At 38.7% G+C, this 19,782-nt stretch carries 16 protein-coding genes and 1 other annotated feature; of the genes, 14 read left to right on the forward strand and 2 right to left on the reverse strand.

Translation table 11 applies throughout. From position 1 onward, the window contains the following. The first annotated feature begins 3 nt into the window (after positions 1-3). From ACQKMV_RS02445 to ileS, 4 genes are all read left to right on the forward strand, one after another. Positions 4-285, forward strand: a complete 282-nt coding sequence (locus ACQKMV_RS02445; RefSeq protein WP_427502221.1) for a YggT family protein — start codon at positions 4-6, stop codon at positions 283-285. A gap of 221 nt (positions 286-506) precedes the next feature. After that, positions 507-1,295 carry an RNA-binding protein gene (locus ACQKMV_RS02450; RefSeq protein WP_427502222.1) on the forward strand — a complete coding sequence of 263 codons (789 nt, stop codon included), beginning with the start codon at positions 507-509 and terminating at the stop codon, positions 1,293-1,295. A 95-nt stretch (positions 1,296-1,390) separates the two neighbouring features. Then, positions 1,391-1,915, forward strand: a complete 525-nt coding sequence (locus tag ACQKMV_RS02455; protein ID WP_427502223.1) for a DivIVA domain-containing protein — start codon at positions 1,391-1,393, stop codon at positions 1,913-1,915. A 98-nt stretch (positions 1,916-2,013) separates the two neighbouring features. Continuing rightward, positions 2,014-2,234: a binding site (T-box leader), on the forward strand. A gap of 329 nt (positions 2,235-2,563) precedes the next feature. Then, positions 2,564-5,332 (forward strand): isoleucine--tRNA ligase, encoded by a 2,769-nt coding sequence (ileS, locus tag ACQKMV_RS02460; protein WP_427502224.1) that lies wholly within the window; start codon positions 2,564-2,566, stop codon positions 5,330-5,332. Positions 5,333-5,515: 183 nt separating this feature from the next. Here ileS and ACQKMV_RS02465 read toward each other — a convergent pair whose 3' ends face one another. After that, on the reverse strand, positions 5,516-6,694 hold the full coding sequence (locus ACQKMV_RS02465) for a helix-turn-helix domain-containing protein (RefSeq protein WP_427502225.1): 1,179 nt from the start codon (positions 6,692-6,694) through the stop codon (positions 5,516-5,518). Positions 6,695-6,930: 236 nt separating this feature from the next. Between ACQKMV_RS02465 and ACQKMV_RS02470 the strand changes: the two genes are divergently transcribed. Together ACQKMV_RS02470 and ACQKMV_RS02475 are read left to right on the forward strand one after the other, a co-directional pair. Further along, positions 6,931-7,266, forward strand: coding sequence for a hypothetical protein (locus ACQKMV_RS02470; RefSeq protein WP_427423711.1), 336 nt, complete (start codon positions 6,931-6,933; stop codon positions 7,264-7,266). A 15-nt stretch (positions 7,267-7,281) separates the two neighbouring features. Next, positions 7,282-8,850, forward strand: coding sequence for a cation acetate symporter (locus ACQKMV_RS02475; protein WP_427502226.1), 1,569 nt, complete (start codon positions 7,282-7,284; stop codon positions 8,848-8,850). On the opposite strand, the gene ACQKMV_RS02480 is transcribed toward ACQKMV_RS02475, so the two are convergent. Continuing rightward, the gene (locus tag ACQKMV_RS02480; protein WP_427502227.1) at positions 8,847-9,524 is read right to left on the reverse strand and encodes a hypothetical protein; all 678 of its coding nucleotides are present in this window, start codon (positions 9,522-9,524) and stop codon (positions 8,847-8,849) included. The two genes, ACQKMV_RS02475 and ACQKMV_RS02480, sit on opposite strands and share 4 nt — an antisense overlap. 103 nt (positions 9,525-9,627) lie before the next feature. Between ACQKMV_RS02480 and lspA the strand changes: the two genes are divergently transcribed. The 8 genes from lspA to carB all read left to right on the forward strand — a co-directional run bounded on the left by lspA (position 9,628) and on the right by carB (position 19,781). Further along, entirely contained in the window at positions 9,628-10,104 is a 477-nt protein-coding gene (gene lspA, locus ACQKMV_RS02485) for a signal peptidase II (RefSeq protein ID WP_427423716.1), read from the forward strand. Next, a complete protein-coding gene (locus ACQKMV_RS02490; RefSeq protein WP_427502228.1) occupies positions 10,104-11,015 on the forward strand; it encodes an RluA family pseudouridine synthase in 912 nt (303 codons plus the stop codon). Before lspA ends, ACQKMV_RS02490 begins: the two co-directional genes overlap by 1 nt. 240 nt (positions 11,016-11,255) lie before the next feature. Further along, a complete protein-coding gene (pyrR, locus tag ACQKMV_RS02495; RefSeq protein ID WP_427423718.1) occupies positions 11,256-11,798 on the forward strand; it encodes a bifunctional pyr operon transcriptional regulator/uracil phosphoribosyltransferase PyrR in 543 nt (180 codons plus the stop codon). A 20-nt stretch (positions 11,799-11,818) separates the two neighbouring features. Further along, positions 11,819-13,129, forward strand: coding sequence for a solute carrier family 23 protein (locus ACQKMV_RS02500; RefSeq protein WP_427502229.1), 1,311 nt, complete (start codon positions 11,819-11,821; stop codon positions 13,127-13,129). 204 nt (positions 13,130-13,333) lie between these two features. Next, positions 13,334-14,212, forward strand: a complete 879-nt coding sequence (locus ACQKMV_RS02505) for an aspartate carbamoyltransferase catalytic subunit (protein ID WP_427502230.1) — start codon at positions 13,334-13,336, stop codon at positions 14,210-14,212. Between the two features lies 1 nt (position 14,213). Further along, entirely contained in the window at positions 14,214-15,491 is a 1,278-nt protein-coding gene (locus ACQKMV_RS02510) for a dihydroorotase (protein WP_427502231.1), read from the forward strand. Next, a complete protein-coding gene (locus ACQKMV_RS02515) occupies positions 15,491-16,591 on the forward strand; it encodes a carbamoyl phosphate synthase small subunit (protein ID WP_427496829.1) in 1,101 nt (366 codons plus the stop codon). The genes ACQKMV_RS02510 and ACQKMV_RS02515 overlap by 1 nt, the downstream gene beginning before the upstream one ends. Next, positions 16,584-19,781, forward strand: a complete 3,198-nt coding sequence (gene carB, locus ACQKMV_RS02520; RefSeq protein WP_427502232.1) for a carbamoyl-phosphate synthase large subunit — start codon at positions 16,584-16,586, stop codon at positions 19,779-19,781. Before ACQKMV_RS02515 ends, carB begins: the two co-directional genes overlap by 8 nt. Position 19,782: the final 1 nt, after the last annotated feature.

Below are 19,782 nucleotides of genomic sequence, written 5' to 3' on the forward strand. Positions count from 1 at the left end.
TATATGACTTTTTATTTAATCTTGAAGTATGTGTCAATAGCATTTTATGCCTATTCACTAATGTTAGTCGCATATGTTTTAATGTCTTGGGTGCCAGCCGTCCAAAACTCATCAATAGGACGTTTATTAGCAAAAGTGTGCGAACCTTATCTTTCTATTTTTAGAAAATTTATTCCGCCAATTGGTATGATTGATATTTCACCTATCGTAGCAATATTTCTCCTTAATTATATTCAAAAAGGTCTTTTTATTGTTATTTTAAAAATATACGATATGTTGGCTTAAAAGAAATCCTCACGAATGGTGGGGATTTTTTATTTATGGGGAATACTAAATTTAACTTCTTTCAGCAAATGTTTTGGTAGCGAAAGCGAAGCGGCAGCGATAAAAGCGCCAAACCGGAACGGAAATCAACACCACGTTATGGTTAAGAGCCTTTTTTTATAAATCCTTAAAATACCAATGAAATTGAACTAGTAAAAGAGAGATAATAGAGGTGGAGTTATATGGAGCATTTAATACAGCATTTTAGAAAAGATGAACAGCCTTTTATCGAACAGGTTGTAAGCTGGCAGCATGAGGTAGAGGATCGATATGCTCCAAAGCTTACTGATTTTCTAGATCCTCGACAACGCTTTATTGTTGCATCGATCATTGGACAGTATGATACATTGAAAACAGCTAGTGCTGGGCTTTTTGATGATGCAGAAAGAGAACGTTTGCTGATTTATCCTACATATTATGAGCCTATGGAGGAAGATTTTCAGCTTACAGTATTTACGATTCAATATCCTGTGAAATTTGTACAACTACGGCATCCAGATGTTCTTGGAGCTTTATTATCATTAGGACTGAACCGTGGCAAATTCGGTGATATTCGTGTAAATGAACATCTAGTACAATTTGTAGTAGCGAATGAGGTAGCGGAATATGTACGCTTACATTTAACAGGCATCGGCAAAGTAAAGGTACATGTAGAATCGATTAAAGAGACGGAGCCATTGCTACAAAACGAGGAAGAGTGGCTAGAAGAGTCTCATACGGTTTCTTCTATGCGTTTAGATGTTATTATCTCCACTATTTTAAAAACTTCCCGTCAGAAGGCACAAGCATTAATTACAGGTAAAAAGGTACGTGTTAATTGGACTGAACGGGATACAGTTGCTTTTGAATTACAAGAAGGAGATATTTTATCTGTACGCGGAAGTGGTCGAATAAAAATTATGATGACTGAAGGCCGTACAAAAAAAGATAAAATTCGTTTGCAAATCGGTCGTTTGACCCAAAAAAGCTGAAAATCAAGTGAATTTCGTTAATTTTTACTGCTAAGTTGTTGGAACAATTGTATAATAGAAAGTACGAATGTACATGTAAAGGAGAGAAGGATCGTATGCCATTATCACCTATTGATATACATAATAAGGAGTTTACTAAATCCTTCAGAGGTTATGCTGAAGATGAAGTAAACGAATTTTTAGATCAAATTATTAAAGACTATGAAATTTTGCTACGTGAAAAAAAGGAAGTAGACAGACAATTAGAAATGTCCTTAGAACAAGCGAGACATTTTAACACTTTAGAGGAAACATTACAAAAATCAATTGTAGTCGCGCAAGAAGCAGCTGATGAAGTAAGAAGAAATTCTCAAAAAGAAGCTAAACTCATTGTAAAGGAAGCAGAAAAAAATGCTGATCGTATTATCAATGAGGCTTTAACGAAGGCTCGAAAAGTGACAATTGAAATTGATGAGCTGAAAAAGCAATCGAAGGTATTCCGTAATCGTTTTAAAATGCTTGTAGAGGCACAGCTGGATTTATTAAATGCAGACGATTGGGACCATTTGCTACAATATGATATTGACCTTACTGAAATTCAAACATCTGTTGAAGAAGCGCAGGAAGCCGATCAAGTTTAATCGTTGTTATTAGATATTTGAACGCAATAAGTGAAACTTGACGTGATTGTTTGATTTTCATATACTATTGAAATAGTAATTAATTTGAACAAATATGCAAACAGGCAGAGACGAAGACAGTATTTGTTAGGCGTAGTTAAAGCGATTTGGGGATAGTGTGAGCCCAAACAAGCAAATAACAATGAACATCACTTCGGAGCTAAATAACTGAATCAAGTAAGTTATTTCGTGATGCACGACGTTAACGTGCTTTAAGTGGTAGTACAATTTTGTACTACAATTAGGGTGGTACCGCGAGTATAAGCTTCTCGTCCCTTTGAGGGATTGAGAGGCTTTTTTATGTTCAAATGACGGAATGCTTCCATTTCTCTTGGTGGAGAATGGATGTATACTATGTTTGAACTTATACTTTCGTTGTTGAAATGTGTTGATTTTGCCAATAACTAGGACTTAGAGAAGGCATTTCACAAAAAGTACGCCATGTATATAAGTTGATTGGAGTGAAGGCTGGACGCCCCCCCAGGAAAGCGCTCAGCCGGAACGGAAATTAACCTCACGTTATAATGATGAGTCTAGCAACTGTCGTATGTGAATGTGCGCTTAAGTGCATTTGTTCTTTGTTTGTAAACATAAAGGAGGAATTGAAAAATGGTTGAGTACAAAGATACTTTATTAATGCCAAAAACAGATTTCCCAATGCGTGGAAACTTGCCGGCAAATGAACCGAAGATGCAAGAAAAATGGGATGGAATGGACATCAATAAATTACAGATGGAACGTACTAAAGGGCGCCCTGAATATGTGTTACATGATGGACCTCCATATGCGAATGGTGATATCCATATCGGACATGCTTTAAATAAAGTACTGAAAGATATGATTACGCGTCATCGTTCTATGACTGGCTACCATGTAAACTATATTCCAGGCTGGGATACACATGGTTTACCAATTGAGCAAGCACTTACGAACAAAGGTGTAAAGCGCAAAGAAATGTCTGTTGCTGAATTCCGTAAATTATGTGAAGAGTATGCTTACGAGCAAATCGACAACCAACGTACACAATTCCGCCGTTTAGGTGTTCGTGGTGATTGGGAAAATCCATATATTACATTGAAGCCTGAATTTGAAGCACGTCAAATTGAAGTATTCGGTAAGATGGCTGAAAAAGGCTATATTTATAAAGGTTTAAAACCAGTTTACTGGTCTCCATCATCTGAATCTGCACTTGCAGAAGCTGAGATTGAATATAAAGATGTTAAATCTGCTTCTATTTATGTAAGCTTTGCGCTTAAAGATGCTAAAGGTGTTGTCCCAGCAGACGCTAAAATGATCATTTGGACAACAACACCTTGGACGATTCCAGCGAACTTAGGGATTTCAGTAAACCCTGAATTTATCTATGTTGTTGTGGCAGTTGCAGATAAAAAATTCATCATTGCAAAAGAGTTATTAGAAACAGTTGCTAACGAACTTGAATGGGAAGCGTATGAAGTTGTTCAAGAAGTTAAAGGTGAAGCATTAGATCGAATTGTTGCACAGCATCCATTCTATGACCGTGAATCTCTTGTAATGATTGGAGAGCACGTAACTGCTGAAGCGGGTACTGGCTGTGTTCATACAGCACCAGGACACGGGGAAGATGACTATCATATTAGTAAACAATATGGTCTACCAATTCTTAGCCCTGTTGATAATAGCGGCTGCTATACAGATGAAGCACCTGGTTTTGAAGGTGTATTCTACAATGATGCAAACAAAATGGTCACTGAAAAATTAAAAGAAGTAGGTGCTTTAGAAAAGCTTAACTTCTTTACACACTCATATCCACATGACTGGCGTACGAAAAAACCAGTTATTTATCGTGCAACACCACAATGGTTTGCGTCTGTTGATGCATTCCGTGATGAGTTACTAGAGGCTGTAAAATCAACAGCATTTACACCTGCTTGGGGTGAAACTCGTCTTTATAATATGATTCGTGACCGTGGTGACTGGGTAATTTCACGTCAGCGTGCATGGGGTGTGCCAATTCCAATTTTCTATGCTGAAAATGGTGAGCCAATTATTACACCAGAAACAATTGCCCATATCTCAGCTTTATTCCGTGAACATGGATCAAATATTTGGTTCCAAAAAACAGCTAAAGAATTATTACCTGAAGGCTTCACACACCCTGGTAGCCCGAACGGCGAATTTACAAAAGAAAACGATATTATGGACGTTTGGTTTGACTCAGGCTCTTCTCACCAAGGTGTGCTAGTAGAACGTGGTATGAAATATCCAGCTGATCTATATTTAGAGGGCTCTGACCAACACCGTGGATGGTTTAACTCATCATTAATTACTTCTGTAGCTATTAATGGCTATGCACCATATAAGGGACTATTAACACATGGTTTTGTTTTAGATGGTGAAGGTCGTAAGATGAGTAAATCTTTAGGAAATGTTATTATCCCGAAAAAGGTTATGGATCAATACGGAGCAGATATTCTTCGTTTATGGGTTGCTTCTGTGGATTATACAGCCGACGTTCGTATCTCAATGGATATGTTGAAGCAAGTTTCTGAGGTTTATCGAAAAATCCGTAACACATTCCGTTTCTTACACGGAAATGTAGCTGATTTCGATGTAACGAAAGATCGAGTAGCATATGAGGATCTTCGTGAAATGGATCAGTACGTGTATATGCGCCTACAAGATGTTTTAAAAACTGTACGTGCTGCATATGATCGCTATGATTTCGCAGCTGTTTATCATGCGGTGAATAACTTTGTTGCAGTAGAATTATCTTCATTCTATTTAGATATTGCTAAAGATGTTGTGTACATCGAAGGCCATGACAACAAAGATCGTCGTGCGATGCAAACAGTTATTTATGACACATTAATGACATTAGTAAAAGTGATGTCACCTATTATTCCTCATACAAGTGACGAGATGTGGTCTTACTTACATGCTCAAGGTGTTGTAGAAGAGGTATCTGTACAATTAACAGACTTCCCAGAGGTAAATGAACATGATAACTTCGAAAGTCTACGTGCAGAATGGGTGAAAATTATTGATGTTCGTGATGATATTTTAAAAGCATTAGAAGAAGCTCGTAATGCAAAAACAATCGGTAAATCTCTGGAAGCGAAAGTGACAGTTTATGCGAAAGAAGATGTGGCAGCATTATTAAATGATGCAAGCATTGATTTTGCACAACTTTCAATCGTTTCTGCCTTTGAAGTAGCATCAATAGAAGCTGCTCCTGCAGATGCATTAGCTCTAGAACATGCATCAATTGTTGTAGAGAAGGCAACAGGTGAAAAATGTGAGCGTTGCTGGTCTATTTCTGAAACGGTCGGTTCAAATGAAACACAACCAACAGTGTGCGCGCGTTGTGCAGAAGTTGTAGAAAAGTATTACGTTTAAACTATTCAAACAATTTTTTAAACTAAAAATAAGAATCTGCATTCTATGTAATTAATAACGCAAGTCTCCTTAAATAATGGGGGGCTTGCGTTGTTTACTTTGTCATTGAGGTTTCTAGCAGATTCTTTTTTGTTATGGAGTGACTTTTTCAAAAATTTGAATGCTTCATTTACGTGTTATGAACTATTTAAATAATATTTCTTGCGTATTGCGGTAGTCAGTTGGTGATATACCGACATATTTCTTAAATGTAAGGCTGAAATAATTAGGTGTGTTGAAACCACAGATGGAGGAGATTTTTTCAATGGTGTAATCGTATTTTCGTAAATACGGCAGTGTCTTGATGATACGTGTAATGGCTACATAATCAACAAAATTCCGACCAGACTCTTTTTTAAACAATCTACTAAAATGTGTAGAGCTAAAGTTGATATATTTGGCAACAGCACTGATCGTAAGTTGTTCATCATAGTGCTCTTCGATATATTGGATAGCCTTTTGGAGTTGTTCTTGTTTTGTTAAATCTTCATAAAATCGTATATGAAGATTATGGACGGGCGGTTTCCTCCGTGCCTTTCGAGCTTGGCTATAGGATTCCTTGACTTGCATGGCGTCCTGAAAAACTCCACCAATCCCCATAAAAAGATGGATGCAATGATCTTTTTTTAGAACTTCAATAACCTCATGTAAACAAGCTATCCCCTCAGACCAATTCTTAAATGATGTGTATTCATTAGGAATGCGCATAAGCAACAGTAAGTAACGTTCAAAATGTAAAAATGATAGTGGTGCTTTACTAGCAAAGTTTTGGTGAAACACATTCGTTATAACACTACTTGCATCATGAGGGATAGGTCGACCTTCATTCACATCTATATAGCCCTGGATTAAAAACACGATATTTGGGATACAATGCCTCGATAAAAAAGAGGATGACTGGATTATTTCCTGCTCACTTTCAACCTCTCCTCGTATAAGACGTTTTAAAAATGCTTCTCGGAAAGGTGAAGTATGGCCTTGCGAAATTTGCTGTGATAACTCAAGCATGGTAAGAGTACTCGCCTGTTTTTCTTTGTAGAAAGTATAAAGCTTTTTAACAATTCGTAGAAATTTTGCTTTCTGTAATGGTTTTATAAGAAGTGCGGGCAAACTTAGTTCAATTGCTATACCAGTTGAGTAGGTAAGGTGTTCTGCAACAATAGGGATAATTATACTATTAGGATAATTTCTTTTTAACCGATTTATCTTTACCCAGTCAAATAAACGGTTAATTTCATAGAAAATGATGGTGGAAATTTCTGTTTTGGGTTCTTCACAGTTAATAAAGGTATTAGGTAGAAATTCTTCTAGCCAGTAGTCCATTTGTTGTTTCTCATTCGAATTTTCAATGTACCAAACAATATTTATAATGCTAACAGCTCCCTTCTCTTGTAAATAAAAACAATAAAAACATTTTAACTTAAAATAGCATTTTTTTGTACTAATACAGCAATAATTTGTAACTATTTTATAGATTAAATAGAATAGAATAATTGTAGTGAATAATAATTTGAAATTTCAGATAATTATTTACTTATATAGAAAGGGGGAGTTGGAATATGGCAGAAGTAGGGAGTAAAGATTATGAATACGTGGAAGCAGGAACTATAGATGTAAAGGATCTTCCACCACTCGATGCAACTACTAACAAAATTATGAAAGATGAGTTTACTACAGGTTTTAGCTTAACGGTATTTTATTTCATTTTAATTTTTAGTATTCCAGTTATGAACTGGTTCGCTCCAGAGCTTGCTTTTAAGAAAATTTGGGGTGGTATGACAGTTACATGGTTTGTGACAACAGTCGTTATGATGGTAATGGCCTTTATTATTGCGTATGTGCATACAGCATTGTACGAAAAACGCTTAAAGAAATACGAAATATTTAATAGCTAAGGGGGGATATGTTGAATGATGAAAGCTCTATTAGAACCGAAGATGTTAATGACTATTTTTTTAATGGGAACAATTGTATACATTACGTATTTAACGAAAAGAAATGCAACTGCATCCGATTTCTTTGTTGGGGGACGAAGTTTTGGGTGGTTTACAAATGGTTCGGCAATTGGGGGAGACTATTTAAGTGCAGCTACATTTCTTGGGATAGCCGGTTTAACTTTTCAATTAGGGTATGATGGTGCTTATTATGCATTTTGCTTCTCCATTGGATTAACGTTGTTAGCTATTTTTGTAGCTGGTCCATTACGACGTTTTGGCGCATTTACTGTTGCCGATTTTTTAGCCTATCGTTTTCATAGTAGACGAGCTCGGCTAGTAGCGGTAGCTGTTGTTTTAGCGATTTCTGGTTTTTATGCAGCGCCACAATTATTAGGAGCGGCACAAATTTTAAGTATGTTTTTTGGGACTTCATATGAATTCGGCATCATCTTTACTTGTATAGTAATGATTTTTTATGTAGGAATAGGCGGTATGAAAGGAACAACAATCAACCAAGCTTTAGAGCTTTGGATTCGCCTTGGTGCGTTTATTGTTATGTTGATTACAGCAATTTATGGTGGTTTGCATTACGATAAGATTTTAGCTGCTATTAATTCATTCAGCGGCCCGATTGCAGGAACCTCACCATATGCACTAGATGGAAAGGATATTAATTTTGATGGTGCTGCTTGGACAGGGACGGGCTTTTATTTCCCTACATTTTGGCAAACTATCAGTATGACAATAGGTTTAGCATTAGGTACAATTGGTCTGCCGCATATATTACTAAGGTTTTATACGAATCCGAGTGCGAAGGCGGCTCGTAAATCTGCATTAATGGCGATTGGAATTGCAAGTACGTTTTTCTTATTAGCTGTATTTTTAGGTGTTGTAGGTCGTTCTATTTTTATCTCGGGTACAGCAAGTGAGGAAGTAATGCGCGATTTAGTACTTGGCGGAAACAATATGGTTATTCCTACAACAGCACTTGCACTTGGAGGCAAATGGCTTCTTGGGCTAGTCATAGCAGGTGCATTTGCGGCCATATTCTCAAATTTATCAGGGTTATTTATTACAAGCTCAGGTGCATTAGCTCACGATTTATATGCAAGCATTATGAAAAAGGATATTACAGAAAAACAACGCGTTATTGCAGGAAAAGTAGCAATTGTTTTATTAGGTATTTTATATGGAGCATTGGGCTTATTAGTTAAGGACGCATCCATTGGACATTTAGTGGCACTAGCCTTTACTGTTGCGGCAAGTACCTTTACACCAATATTTATTTTAGGTATTTGGTGGAGAGGGATGACAGAAAAAGGAGCGATCGCAGGTTTACTCATTGGTCTTGGTGTATCTATGTGGATGATTTTTCTGCCAGGAACACTACCAAGCTTCTTACAATTTAAAATTCCTGGCATAGTAACAGTACCAGTGGGCTTCTTATCAGTTGTTATTGTGTCATTATTAGATAGAAAAGTACCAGCTGATGTTAATGATTTCATGAAGCGTGTGCATTCAAAAGAGTCAGAAACAGTCTAATAACTTTTGCATCGGTATAACCTTAAATTTGAAAAGCTATTGCCATTACTTATGAAGTGATGGTAATAGCTTTTTTTTGAGGGAACGAAAGTGACGACTAGAAGAGTAAGAGCGACGGGAAGAGGAGTCGAAGTGAAGGATAGAAAGGCGAAAGCGACGGAAGAAACCCAGAGTGACGGAAAGAAAGCCAAGAGCGACGGAAGAAACCCGGAGTGACGGAAAGAAGAGCCAGAGCGACGGAAGAAACCCAGAGCGACGGAAAGAAGAGCCAAAGCGACGGAAAGAAAGCCGAGAGCGAGGAAGAAACCCAGAGCGAGGAAGAAACCCAGAGCGACGGAAAGAAGAGTCAAAGCGACGGAAGAAACCCAGAGTGACGGAAAGAAGAGCCAAAGCAACGGAAAGAAAGCCGAGAGCGACGGAAGAAACCCAGAGCGACGGAAAGAAGAGTCAAAGCGACGGAAAGAAGAGCCAAAGCGACGGAAAGAAGAGCCAAAGCGACGGAAAGAATAGCCGAAGCGACGGAAGAAACCCAGAGCGACGGAAAAAAGAGTCAAAGCGACGGAAAGAAAGCCAAGGGCGACGGAAAGAAGAGCCGAAACGACGGATACAAAGTCGAAAATGACGGATAGCTCAGCGAACGCCCACAAGAAAGCGCCAATAGGAGCAAAAATCAACCCCACATAAAGTATTGATCAATATTTTCATGCTATATTAGTTATTCTGAGATGGGCTGTTATGGTAGAATAGGTTAGATGTTGAGCGAACGGAGGAGTGTCTGTGTATAAATATTATGGATTGGCCGCATTCGTGATTATTTTAGATCAATGGACAAAATGGCTAATTGTGAAAAATATGGAGTTTGGTGAAAGAATTTCAGTATGGGATCCGTGGTTTGGGATATTGTCTCATCGAAATAGAGGAGCCGCATGGGGAATGTTAGAAGGACAAATGTGGTTATTTAGCATTGTCACGATAGGCGTTATTTGTGCTATCCTATACTTTTATCATAAAGAGGCGAAGGGTAAACCTATTTTTCAAGTAGGCTTAATGCTTTTATTAGGCGGAGCTGTAGGTAATTTTATTGACCGTATATTTAGAGGTGAAGTGGTCGATTTTGTACATGTCTTAATTCCAGTAATTAATTATGATTTCCCAATCTTCAATATTGCGGATGCTGCTTTAACAATTGCGGTAGTGATATTAATGATTGGCTTAATCGTTGAAGATAAAAAAGAAAAGAAACAGGTGAAATAATGACGCAAGTATCATATACAATGGAAGAACAACAAAAGGGAGAGCGCATTGATAAGGCTCTTTCAAGTGTGCAATCAGAATGGTCGCGTACACAAATTGGTAATTGGATTACTGAGGGCATTGTCAAAGTTAATGGAGAGACTGTAAAGGCGAAGTATAAGGTAAAAGCGGGGGATATTGTAGAAATAGATGTACCCGAAGCTGAGCCTTTAGATGTCATTGCTGAAAACTTAGACCTTGATATTGTTTATGAAGATGCAGATGTTCTTGTTGTGAATAAACCAAAGGGCATGGTTGTACATCCAGCGCCGGGACATATGACGGGTACTCTCGTTAATGGTTTAATGTATCATTGTAAGGATCTATCGGGGATCAATGGCGTTATGCGTCCGGGAATTGTGCATCGTATTGATAAGGATACATCAGGATTATTGATGGTTGCTAAAAATGATGCAGCTCATGAATCGTTAGTGAATCAGCTAGTAAATAAAACAGTGACACGTAAATATACTGCGCTAGTTCACGGGCATATTGCACATGATAAAGGAACAATTGATGCACCTATTGGACGAGATCAAAAAGATCGTCAAAAACAAGCAGTTGTCGACAACGGTAAGCATGCAGTAACCCACTTCCAAGTTATCGAACGCTTTGGTGACTATACTCTAGTAGAATGTCGTTTAGAAACAGGACGAACTCATCAAATCCGTGTCCATATGAATTATATTGACTTCCCACTTGTTGGTGATCCAAAATATGGACCAAAGAAGACAATAGACTTTGGTGGACAAGTATTACACGCGGGTGTATTAGGCTTCGATCATCCTACTTCAGGTGAATATTTGGAGTTTGAAGCAACAATTCCTGCTGATTATGAACAATTATTACTTGATTTAAGAAATAGGCATTGACGTATAGAAAAAGAAGGTCTATACTAACGACAGTGAATGAACAACTTAACTAAATATTCACCTTTAATGGCAGTCCAGAGAGGCTGAGAAGGTACATGTGAATGTGTTGTGAAAATTTGTGCTGCAAATTTTTCGACATACTATTTGAACACGTATTTTAACCCTCTCAGGCTATTCGCCTCGAGAGGTTTTTTTATGGACACATGGCCAACAATAGATAGAAGAGAGGAGGAAACTTACATGGCAAAAAATGAATTATTAGATGGGCCATCTATGGCGAGAGCGTTAACACGCATTGCACACGAAATTATTGAACGCAATAAAGGAATCGATGAATGTATTTTAGTGGGTATTAAAACACGAGGTGCTTTTCTCGCAAAACGCCTTGCAGAAAGAATTGAAAAAATTGAAGGTAAACCAATTCGTACTGGGGAGCTTGATATTACACTTTATCGAGATGATCTATCAACAAAGCATGAAAACGAGCAGGCGCATGTTGAGCAAGTTGATATTGATTACGTTGTAGGTAATCAAAAGATAATTCTAGTTGATGATGTATTATATACTGGGCGTACAGTACGAGCAGCACTAGATGCAGTGATGGATTTAGGACGACCTGCACAAATTCAACTGGCTGTCCTTATCGACAGAGGTCACAGAGAGCTTCCAATACGCGCAGATTATGTTGGTAAAAATGTTCCAACATCTGGAACTGAACGTATTGTCGTAAATTTACAAGAAGTAGACGGAGAAGATTGCGTCAATATTTATAAAGAAGATTAACTATAAAGTGAGGAAACACTATGTCAAATGCAGTATTAGATATCAAGGATAAACCGACCCCAATCCAACTAGTGACATTAAGTTTCCAACACATGTTTGCCATGTTTGGGTCAACGATCTTAGTTCCTCAGTTGGTAGGTCTTAGTCCAGCGATTGCCCTATTAACAAGTGGGATTGCTACACTGTTCTTCTTATTAATTACGAAATTTCAAGTGCCCGCATATTTAGGATCATCATTTGCCTTTATTGCGCCGATTTTACTTGCGGCGGGAGGTTTAAATAAAGATGGTTTAAGTGTAAATCCGGGTCATGCAATGATTGGTGCTATGGCAGTCGGGATTACATATGGTATCGTATCCCTGGTCATCTGGAAAAGCGGCTATAAATGGATCATGAAAATTTTGCCACCGATTGTGGTGGGCCCAGTAATTATGGTAATTGGACTTGGGTTATCAGGTACAGCAGTCAATATGGCGATGAATGTAGATGGTAAATATAGCTTTTTACACTTCTCAGCAGCGTTAGTAACATTATTTACAGCCATTATTTTCACGATTGCCTTTAAAGGCATTTTAAGTACAATGCCGATCTTAATTGGCTTAATCGTAGGATATGTTTACTCAATGATTATCGGCATTGTTGATTATTCACCAATTGCCAAAGCAGATTTCTTTGCACTACCAAACTTCTTAATCCCAGGTGTTCACTATGACTTTGAAATCACAACAAAGATACTCCTAACAATGGTGCCAATCGTTATCGTAACTATTTCAGAGCATATTGGTCACCAATTAGTATTAGGTAAAGTTGTTGATCGAGACTACATTAAAGAGCCGGGCTTACACCGTTCACTTTTAGGGGATGGAATTGGAACATTTATCAGTGCATTAATCGGTGGTCCACCGAAAACAACTTACGGTGAAAATATCGGAGTTCTTGCTATCACTCGTGTATACAGCGTATACGTTATCGCAGGAGCAGCAGTCGTAGCAATTTTACTTTCATTCTTCGGGAAAGCAATGGCAGTTATTGCAACGATTCCAACAGCAGTACTTGGTGGAGTTTCGATTTTACTCTTCGGTATAATTGCAGCAAGTGGATTACGAATGTTAGTTGATAATCATATCGACTTTGGTAATAGTCGTAACTTGGTCATTGCCTCAGTTATTTTAGTAATTGGTATCGGTGGTGCGAAGTTCGTCATTTCAGAATCACTAAGTATCGAAGGTATGGCATTAGCAGCGATTATCGGTGTTCTTTTAAATGCTATCCTTCCAGGTAAAAAAGAAGCAGAAATACCAGTACCATACAATCAAAATAAAAATTCATAGAAGTACCTTTTAATGAATTGTCCAGAGAGGCAAAAAAAGGGAAGTTGTAGTCAAACTAGAAGTAGGACTGTATCCTGCTGTAGTTTGTCACGCCTCCTTATGCCTCGTTGATGACATCAGCGGGGCTTTTACTATATTCAGCTTACTGAATACGGAACGTTTATACATAGACGTTCATGAAACACAATCTAATGGAGGCATATGATGAAGAACTTATTATCGATGGAACATTTAACAACTGAAGAAATTAACCACATTCTAGATCGTGCGCAAGCTTTTGAAAATGGTGAAGCATCATTGTTATCTAGAGAATACAACGTAGCAAACTTATTTTTTGAACCGAGTACACGTACGAAAACGAGTTTTGATATGGCAGAGCGCAAAGTCGGCTGTACGGTTATCCCGTTTGATGCTAGTTTTTCGAGCGTGACTAAAGGGGAAACACTGTACGATACGGTAAAGACGTTAGAAATGATTGGTATGGATGCAGTAGTCATCCGAGCAAAAGAAGATGAGTATTACAACGAACTACTTGAAGGCATCGATGTGGCAATCATTAACGCAGGTGACGGTGCTGGTCAACATCCATCACAATCATTACTGGATCTTTATACGATAAAAAAAGAGTTTGGTTCTTTTAAAGGATTGAATGTGACAATCGCAGGAGATATATCTCATAGCCGTGTGGCGAAATCGAATGCATTAGCGTTACAGCGATTGGGGGCAAATGTTCATTTCCTTTGTCCAGAAGAATGGGCAGGCAATTTCGAAGCACACCATTCATGGGATGACTTAATCGAAATAAGTGATGTTATTATGTTACTTCGTGTGCAGCATGAGCGTCATAAGGTTAATAAAAGCTTCTCAAAAGAGAGCTATCATCAAGAGTACGGTTTAACAATTGAACGTGAGAAACAAATGAAGGAAAAGGCAATTATTATGCATCCAGCACCGGTCAATCGTGATGTAGAAATTGCTTCAGAGCTAGTAGAATGCGAGCGTTCTCGAATTTTCGAACAAGTTCGAAATGGAGTATATACACGGATGGCTATTGTCGAAACAATTTTAAAGGGGAGAGAATAATATGACAAAGGTTCTTCAAAATGTACAAATGTTAAATGAACAAGGCGAGCTACAAGCAGTCAATATCGCTATGGCAGATGGCAAAATTACTGCAATTGGACAAAACATAAATGTCGCAGGCGCAGAAATTATAGAAGGTAATGGTTTAGTTGTTGCACCAGGGTTTGTCGACGTACACACACATCTACGTGAGCCAGGCTTTGAACATAAAGAAACAATTGCTACAGGTTCAGCATCAGCAGCAAAAGGCGGCTTTACAACAATTTGTGCGATGCCAAACACAAAACCAGTTCCAGATTCAGTAGAAAATATGCAGTTGATTAACGGTCTTATTAAAGAAAGTGCAGTTATTCGAGTACTTCCATACGGCTCTTTAACAAAGGACATCTCAGGTGAGGTTCGCACAAGTATTGAAGAATTAAAAGCACATGGAGCTGTTGCATTTTCAGATGATGGTGTTGGAATCCAGCTTGCATCAACAATGTATGAGCAAATGAAGGATGCCGCACAGCACGATATGGTAGTTGTAGCACACTGCGAAGATAATTCATTAATTTATGACGGTGTTATGCATGAAGGGAAGCGCAATCAAGAGCTTGGTTTACCAGGGATTCCATCGATTTGTGAATCCGTTCAAATTGCGCGAGATGTTCTATTAGCAGAAGCTGCTGGTGCACGCTACCACGTTTGTCACGTATCAACGAAGGAATCTGTACGTGCAGTACGAGACGCTAAAGCAGCAGGTATTCGTGTCACTGCAGAAGTTTGCCCGCATCATTTATTACTTGAAGAAATGGATATTCCATCGGATGATGCAAACTGGAAAATGAACCCGCCGTTACGCGCTGCAGATGATAAAGACTCACTACACGCAGCTATGATGGATGGAACAATCGATTGTATCGCTACAGATCACGCTCCACATACAGTAGAAGAAAAATGCTGTGGCATGGTAGGAGCACCGTTTGGCATTGTAGGCTTTGAAACAGCCTTCCCACTACTTTACACACAGTTTGTAGAAACAGGGAAATGGACTTTAAAACAGTTGATTGACTGGATGTCTGTAAAGGCAGCTCAAATTTTTGATTTACCATACGGCACATTAGAAGTTGGAGCTTCAGCAGATATGATTTTAATAGATTTAAATAAAGAACAAACAATTGATGCAGAAGGCTTTGTATCAAAAGGACGCAATACACCATTCAATGGTTGGGTTGCAAAAGGATGGCCAGTCCTAACAATTTTTGAAGGCAATATCGTATACCAGGAGGCAGAGTAATGAAAAAACGTTTACTTATTTTAGAAGATGGCACAGTATTTACAGGTACAGCGTTCGGCAGTGAGCGAGCTTCACAAGGTGAGGTTGTATTCACAACAGGGATGACAGGTTATCAGGAAACAATTTCAGATCCTTCGTTCTACGGACAAATCGTAACGTTAACTTACCCTTTAATCGGTAATTACGGTATTAACCGTGATGACTTTGAATCTATCACACCTGCTATTCGTGGATTTGTAGTTCGTGAATTAGCAAAAACACCTTCAAACTTCCGTTGTGATTTAACGGTAGATGAGTACTTAACTTCAAAGGATATCCCGGGGATTGAAGGGATCGATACACGAAAATTAACACGCATTATTCGCAGTAAAGGGTCAGTAAAAGCTATTTTAACAGCGGCTGATGAAGAAGTTAATGTGGATGAAATCGTGGCAAAATTGCAGGCAACACCAGCTATTACGAACCATGTACATGAAGTATCACCGAAAGCAGCCTACCCATCACCAGGTCGAGGCAAACGCGTAGTATTAATAGACTTTGGTATGAAACATGGTATTCTTCGTGAGTTAAACAAACGTGATTGTGATGTGCTAGTTGTACCTTACAATACTTCAGCAGCAGAAATTTTAGCTTGGCATCCAGATGGCATCATGCTTTCAAATGGCCCAGGTAACCCTGAAGATGTGCAAGAGGGTATTGAAACAGTACGCAATTTAATCGGAAAAGTGCCTATGTTCGGTATTTGCTTAGGCCACCAAATCTTCTCACTAGCATGTGGTGCGCGAAGCTTCAAATTACCATTTGGTCACCGTGGTGGTAACCATCCAGTAAAAGATTTACGTACTGGTCGTACTGATTTAACATCTCAAAATCATGGCTATGCAGTCGACATTGATTCATTAAAAGATACAGATTTAGAATTAACACATATTGCATTAAATGATGGTACTTGTGAGGGTGTGCGTCACAAGAAATATCCAATCTTCACAGTGCAATATCACCCAGAAGCATCACCAGGTCCAGAGGATTCAAATCACCTATTTGATGAATTTATCGAAATGATGGAAGTAGAAGCAGGGAAGGGGAAACAACATGCCTAAACGTACAGATATTGAAACTATTTTAGTAATCGGATCAGGTCCAATCGTTATCGGACAAGCAGCAGAATTTGACTACGCAGGAACACAAGCTTGTCTTTCACTAAAAGAAGAAGGCTATCGTGTTATCTTAATAAACTCAAATCCTGCGACAATTATGACAGATACAGAAATTGCCGACAAAGTATATATTGAGCCAATTACACTTGAGTTTGTATCACGTATTTTACGTAAAGAGCGTCCAGATGCTATCCTACCAACACTTGGTGGTCAAACTGGTTTAAACATGGCTATTGAATTAGATAAATCAGGAATTTTAGATGAGCTTAATATTGAAATTCTTGGTACAAAATTAGAGGCGATCCATAAAGCAGAAGACCGTGATCTATTCCGTAATTTAATGTATGAACTAGGTGCTCCAGTACCTGAATCAGATATTATCCATAACTTAGACGAAGCGAAAAACTTTGTAGCGAAAATTGGCTACCCAGTAATCGTTCGCCCTGCCTTCACACTTGGTGGTACAGGCGGCGGTATTTGCTACAACGATCAAGATCTAGAGGAAATTGTGACATCTGGTCTAAAATATTCGCCAGTAACACAATGTTTACTAGAAAAATCAATCGCTGGTTATAAAGAAATCGAATATGAAGTAATGCGTGATGCTGCTGACAACGCAATCGTTGTATGTAACATGGAAAACGTTGACCCAGTTGGTATTCATACAGGTGATTCCATCGTAGTTGCACCTACGCAAACACTTTCGGACCGTGAAAACCAAATGCTACGTAATATCTCTTTAGATATTATCCGTGCACTAAAAATCGAGGGTGGCTGTAACGTACAATTAGCTCTTGATCCATATAGCTTTAATTACTATGTAATCGAAGTAAACCCACGTGTATCTCGTTCATCAGCGTTAGCGTCAAAAGCAACAGGCTATCCAATTGCAAAGCTAGCAGCAAAAATCGCAGTTGGTTTAACATTAGATGAAATCAAAAACCCTGTAACAGGTTCAACGTATGCTTGCTTCGAGCCAGCTCTAGACTACATCGTAGCAAAAATCCCACGCTGGCCATTCGATAAATTCGAATCAGCAAAGCGTAATCTTGGTACACAAATGAAAGCGACGGGTGAAGTAATGGCACTTGGTCGTACATTTGAGGAAGCGATGCTAAAAGCAGTGCGTTCTCTTGAAACAGGTCAAGTTCACTTAGAGCTGAAACATGCAGAAGAAAACACTGATTCTTGGATTGAAAAACGTATTCGTAAAGCTGGTGACGAGCGTCTATTCTTCATCGGTGAAGCACTTCGTCGCGGTGTAACAATTGAGCAAATTCATGAATGGTCTGAAATTGACTTATTCTTCTTAAATAAATTCAAAAACATCGTAGATATGGAGCAAACACTTGCTGACAATAAAAACGATAAAGACGTATTACGTACAGCAAAACGTCTAGGCTTTGCAGATAAAAAAATTGCTGAGCTTTGGGAAACAACTCCAGAAGAAGTATATGCATATCGTAAAGAACATGGCATTGTCCCAGTATATAAAATGGTCGATACATGTGCAGCGGAGTTTGAATCTGAAACACCATACTTCTATGGCACATATGAGGATGAAAACGAATCGATTAAATCAGACAAGCCATCAGTTGTTGTACTTGGTTCTGGTCCAATCCGTATTGGTCAAGGGGTAGAATTCGACTACGCAACAGTACACTCAGTATGGGCAATTCAAGAAGCGGGTTACGAAGCAATTATTATTAACTCGAATCCAGAGACAGTATCAACGGACTTCTCGATTTCAGATAAATTATACTTTGAGCCATTAACAATCGAAGATGTTATGCATATTATCGATCTTGAGCAACCAATTGGTGTAGTTGTACAATTTGGTGGTCAAACAGCTATTAATCTAGCTGATAAATTAGTTGCCAATGGTGTGAAAATCCTAGGAACAACTCTTGAAGATATCGACCGTGCGGAAAACCGAGACAAATTCGAGCAAGCATTACGCGACTTGAACATTCCACAGCCACTAGGTCAAACAGCTGTATCTACGGAAGAAGCACTTGCTATTAGTGAACGTCTAGGCTTCCCTGTACTAGTTCGTCCTTCATACGTGCTAGGTGGACGCGCGATGGAAATCGTCTACAACCAAGAGGAATTAAAACACTATATGGAGAACGCAGTAGAAGCATCTCCTGATCATCCAGTATTAGTAGACCGCTACTTAACTGGTCAAGAAATTGAAGTAGATGCAATTTGTGACGGTGAAAATGTATTAATTCCAGGTATTATGGAGCATATCGAACGTGCAGGGGTTCACTCTGGTGACTCTATCTCTGTATACCCTCCACAAAAATTAACACAAGTGCAAAAAGATACGTTAGTGGATTATACAACTCGCCTTGCAAAAGGTCTTGGCATCGTAGGCTTAATGAACATTCAATATGTAATTTCACAAGGCGAGGTATACGTCATCGAGGTTAACCCTCGTTCATCTCGTACAGTACCGTTCTTAAGTAAAATTACAAACATTCCGATGGCGAATATCGCAACGAAAGCGATTCTTGGCAAATCAATCGTAGAACAAGGCTATCCAACAGGCTTAGCGCAAGAGCAAAAAGGTGTCTTCGTTAAAGTACCAGTATTCTCATTCGCTAAATTACGCCGTGTTGACATTACACTAGGACCTGAAATGAAATCAACAGGTGAAGTAATGGGTAAAGATGCAACATTAGAAAAAGCACTTTACAAAGGCTTAGTTGCAGCAGGTATGGAAATTCGTACAGAAGGCACAGTATTGTTCACTGTGTCCGATAAAGATAAAGAAGAAGCAATTGCACTTGCAAAACGCTTCTCAACAGTAGGCTATCGTATTGTCGCTACTGAAGGTACAGCTAAAGCATTTGAAGCGGCAGGTGTACGCACAGATGTAGTTGGCAAAATCGGTGCAAAAGGTGAAACATTAATCGATTTAATACAAAACGGTGAGGCACAGCTTGTTGTTAACACATTAACGAAAGGCAAGCAGCCGGCACGTGATGGCTTCCGAATCCGTCGTGAGTCAGTTGAAAACGGCGTACCTTGCTTAACTTCATTAGACACAGCAGAAGCGATGGTCCGTGTTATTGAATCAATGACTTTTACAGCAGAACAAATGCCAAAAGCGGAGGTAGTACACTAAT

The sequence above is a fragment of the Lysinibacillus sp. NPDC094403 genome (assembly GCF_050278745.1).
In the GTDB taxonomy this organism is placed as follows: Bacteria; Bacillota; Bacilli; order Bacillales_A; family Planococcaceae; genus Lysinibacillus.

What these genes read in the sequence shown, in the direction of transcription:
- ACQKMV_RS02465 (WP_427502225.1), bottom strand. Translation starts at nt 6,694, where the DNA reads ATGGACTACTGGCTAGAAGAATTTCTACCTAATACCTTTATTAACTGT.
- carB (WP_427502232.1), top strand. Translation starts at nt 16,584, where the DNA reads ATGCCTAAACGTACAGATATTGAAACTATTTTAGTAATCGGATCAGGT.
- ACQKMV_RS02455 (WP_427502223.1), top strand. Translation starts at nt 1,391, where the DNA reads ATGCCATTATCACCTATTGATATACATAATAAGGAGTTTACTAAATCC.
- ACQKMV_RS02510 (WP_427502231.1), top strand. Translation starts at nt 14,214, where the DNA reads ATGACAAAGGTTCTTCAAAATGTACAAATGTTAAATGAACAAGGCGAG.
- ACQKMV_RS02505 (WP_427502230.1), top strand. Translation starts at nt 13,334, where the DNA reads ATGAAGAACTTATTATCGATGGAACATTTAACAACTGAAGAAATTAAC.
- ACQKMV_RS02445 (WP_427502221.1), top strand. Translation starts at nt 4, where the DNA reads ATGACTTTTTATTTAATCTTGAAGTATGTGTCAATAGCATTTTATGCC.
- ACQKMV_RS02470 (WP_427423711.1), top strand. Translation starts at nt 6,931, where the DNA reads ATGGCAGAAGTAGGGAGTAAAGATTATGAATACGTGGAAGCAGGAACT.
- ACQKMV_RS02490 (WP_427502228.1), top strand. Translation starts at nt 10,104, where the DNA reads ATGACGCAAGTATCATATACAATGGAAGAACAACAAAAGGGAGAGCGC.
- pyrR (WP_427423718.1), top strand. Translation starts at nt 11,256, where the DNA reads ATGGCAAAAAATGAATTATTAGATGGGCCATCTATGGCGAGAGCGTTA.
- ACQKMV_RS02450 (WP_427502222.1), top strand. Translation starts at nt 507, where the DNA reads ATGGAGCATTTAATACAGCATTTTAGAAAAGATGAACAGCCTTTTATC.
- ACQKMV_RS02515 (WP_427496829.1), top strand. Translation starts at nt 15,491, where the DNA reads ATGAAAAAACGTTTACTTATTTTAGAAGATGGCACAGTATTTACAGGT.
- ACQKMV_RS02500 (WP_427502229.1), top strand. Translation starts at nt 11,819, where the DNA reads ATGTCAAATGCAGTATTAGATATCAAGGATAAACCGACCCCAATCCAA.
- ACQKMV_RS02475 (WP_427502226.1), top strand. Translation starts at nt 7,282, where the DNA reads ATGATGAAAGCTCTATTAGAACCGAAGATGTTAATGACTATTTTTTTA.
- ileS (WP_427502224.1), top strand. Translation starts at nt 2,564, where the DNA reads ATGGTTGAGTACAAAGATACTTTATTAATGCCAAAAACAGATTTCCCA.